The following is a 3,023-nucleotide window of genomic DNA, read 5'->3' on the forward strand; positions in this document are numbered from 1 at the left end:
AGTGGTGATGCTCGACCGACGGTGCCCGCTTGCCGGCGGGTGCGGTGGTCTGGGCAGTGCGGCCAAGCTAGTAAGGGCGTGTGGGGGATGTCTTGGCACCAGGAGGCGAAAGGGCGTGGAAGACTGCGAAAAGTCCGGGGGAGTTGTCAAACGAACTTTGATCCCGGAATGCCCGAGCGAACGCAGGGAACTGAAACATCTCAGTACCTGTAGGAGGAGAAAGAAACCTCGATTCCGTCAGTAGCGGCGAGCGAACGCGGAGGAGCCCAAACCGGGGGTAACACCCCGGGGTTGTAGGACCACGTTTAGGATCCGGAGTTCCAAGCTGAAGCGTCTGGAATGACGCGCCGCAGGGGGTGAAAGTCCCGTAAGCGACTGGGATGACGGCCGAGTGGTATCCTGAGTAGGACTCAACACGTGAAAGTGAGTCCGAAGCGGCGGGGTCCATCCCGCAAGGCTAAATACTCCCTGGTGACCGATAGCGTAGAGTAGCGCGAGCGAACGATGGGAAGAACCCCGACAAGGGGAGGACACTGAACCTGAAACCACATGCCTACAAGCGATCGGAGCCCCATGTCGCGAGACGGGGTGACGGTGTGCCTTTTGCATAATGATCCGGCGACTTACCGTAACCAGCGAGGTTAAGGGCCTATGGTCCGGAGCCGAAGCGAAAGCGAGTCTTAAACGGGCGTCAAGTTGGGTGCGGTAGACGCGAAACCACGTGACCTACGCATGGCCAGGATGAAGTGGGGGTACAACCCCATGGAGGACCGAACTCATTTGGGTTGAAAACCGATGGGATGAGCTGTGTGGGGGAGTGAAAGTCTAATCAAACGTGGAGATAGCTCGTTCTCTCCGAAATAACTTTAGGGTTAGCGTTCGGATCGTTGGCGGTGGGGGTAGAGCGACTGATTGCGAACGGGGGCCTACCCGGCTACCCGTCGCAGCCAAACTCCGAATACCACTGTACAAGTCCGGGCAGCTAGACGGTGGGGGATAATCTTCATCGTCGAGAGGGGAACAGCCCAGATCGCCCGCTAAGGTCCCAGAGTCGTGCTCAGTGCGAAAGGAAGTTGGGCTCCGGAGACAGCCAGGATGTTGGCTTAGAAGCAGCCACCATTTAAACAACGCGTAATAGCGGACTGGTCGAGGAGCCCTGCGCCGATAATGAACGGGACTCAAGCACGACACCGAAGCGGCGGGTGCAGTAATGCACGGTAGGAGAGCGTTGCGTGTGCGGCGAAGCGGTACGGGTAACGATCCGTGGAGCGCACGCAAGTGATTATGCCGGAATGAGTAGACGATAAAACGGGTGAGAATCCCGTTCGCCGTAAGCCTAAGGGTTCCTGGGGAAGGTAAATCCGCCCAGGGTTAGCCGGTGCCTAAGGCGAGGCCGAAAGGCGTAGCCGATGGGGAGCAGGTTAATATTCCTGCGCTCCTCGCGTAACACGGGACGCCGGTGCAAGGTGGTGTAGGCTAATTAGATTGCCTCAGGGCGCTTATGATCCCGATATCCACCGCGTGCCGGCCGAGAAAACCGCGCGAGAAACCGTACTAAAACCGACACAGGTAGGCGAGATGAATATTCTCAGGCGCTCGAGAGAACGCTCGTGAAGGAACTCTGCAAGTTAAACCCGTAACTTCGGGAAAAGGGTTGCCCACGCGAGTGGGCCGCAGTGAAAAGGTTCTGGCGACTGTTTACTAAAAACACAGGTCTGTGCGAAGGCGTAAGCCGCGGTATACAGACTGACGCCTGCCCGGTGCTGGTAAGTTAAGGGAGAGGGTTAGCCGTAAGGTGAAGCTCGCAACCGAAGCTCCAGTAAACGGCGGCCGTAACTATGACGGTCCTAAGGTAGCGAAGTTCCTTGTCGGGTAAGTTCCGACCTGCATGAATGGCGTAACGACCGGAACACTGTCTCCACGAGCGACTCGGTGAAATTGTAGTTGTCGTGAAGATGCGACATACCCGCAGCTAGACGGAAAGACCCCGTGAACCTTAACTGCAGCTTGGTATTGGGTTTAGACCCAGCATGCGTAGCGTAGGTGGGAGGCTATGAGCCGTGCATCTCGGTGCATGGGGAGCCGGCGATGAAACACCACCCTTGCTGTGTTTGAATTCTAACCCGTCGTGTGGAACGACGGGGACCGTGCTAAGTGGGCAGTTTGATTGGGGCGATCTCCTCCCAAACGGTAACGGAGGAGTGCAACGGTACCCTCAGCCCGGTTGGCAATCGGGCATCGAGCGTAAAGGTAGAAGGGTGCTTGACTGCGAGCCCGATGGGGCGAGCAGGGACGAAAGTCGGCCTTAGTGATCCGGTGGTCCCGGATGGAAGGGCCATCGCTCAACAGATAAAAGGTACTCCGGGGATAACAGGCTTATCTCCTCTGAGCGTTCATAGCGGCGAGGAGGTTTGGCACCTCGATGTCGGCTCATCACATCCTGGGGGTGGAGAAGCTCCCAAGGGTTCGGCTGTTCGCCGATGAAAGTGGTACGTGAGCTGGGTTTAGACCGTCGTGAGACAGGTCGGTCCCTATCTGCTGTGGGCGGAGGATACTTGCGGGGCTTTCTCCCTAGTACGAGAGGACTGGGAGGGACACACCGCTGATGTTCCAGTTGTGGCGCTAGCCGCACCGCTGGGTAGTCACGTGTGGACGGGATAAACGCTGAAGGCATATAAGCGTGAAACTTCCCCCTAGATCAGGTATCCCGCGCGAGCGAAGGCTCCTCGTAGACCACGAGGTCGATAGGCCGGGCGTGTACGTGTGGCAACACACTCAGCCAACCGGTACTAACAGCCGAACGCTTGGCCGCACTCCCCACTCCACCGCCCGTGTCCCGGACACACGCGATGCGACTTAACGCTTCACCACGTTGTACTGATACACCGTCGGGGTAACCCGACACGAACCATGCCGGTGACCATACCCAAACGGAAACACCCGTTCCCATTCCGAACACGGCCGTGAAACGTTTGAGGCCGATGGTAGTGCGTCCAGCGCGAGAGTAGGTATCGCCGGCTAAT

At 57.9% G+C, this 3,023-nt stretch carries 2 rRNA genes; both read left to right on the forward strand.

What is annotated here, in order from left to right:
• Positions 1-60 precede the first annotated feature (60 nt).
• Positions 61-2,812 (forward strand): 23S ribosomal RNA (locus R5W23_RS06305).
• A 100-nt stretch (positions 2,813-2,912) separates the two neighbouring features.
• Positions 2,913-3,020, forward strand: a 5S ribosomal RNA gene (gene rrf, locus R5W23_RS06310).
• The last annotated feature ends 3 nt before the right edge of the window (positions 3,021-3,023 follow it).

This window comes from Gemmata algarum (genome assembly GCF_034097035.1).
GTDB classification, from domain to species: Bacteria; Planctomycetota; Planctomycetia; order Gemmatales; family Gemmataceae; genus Gemmata; species Gemmata algarum.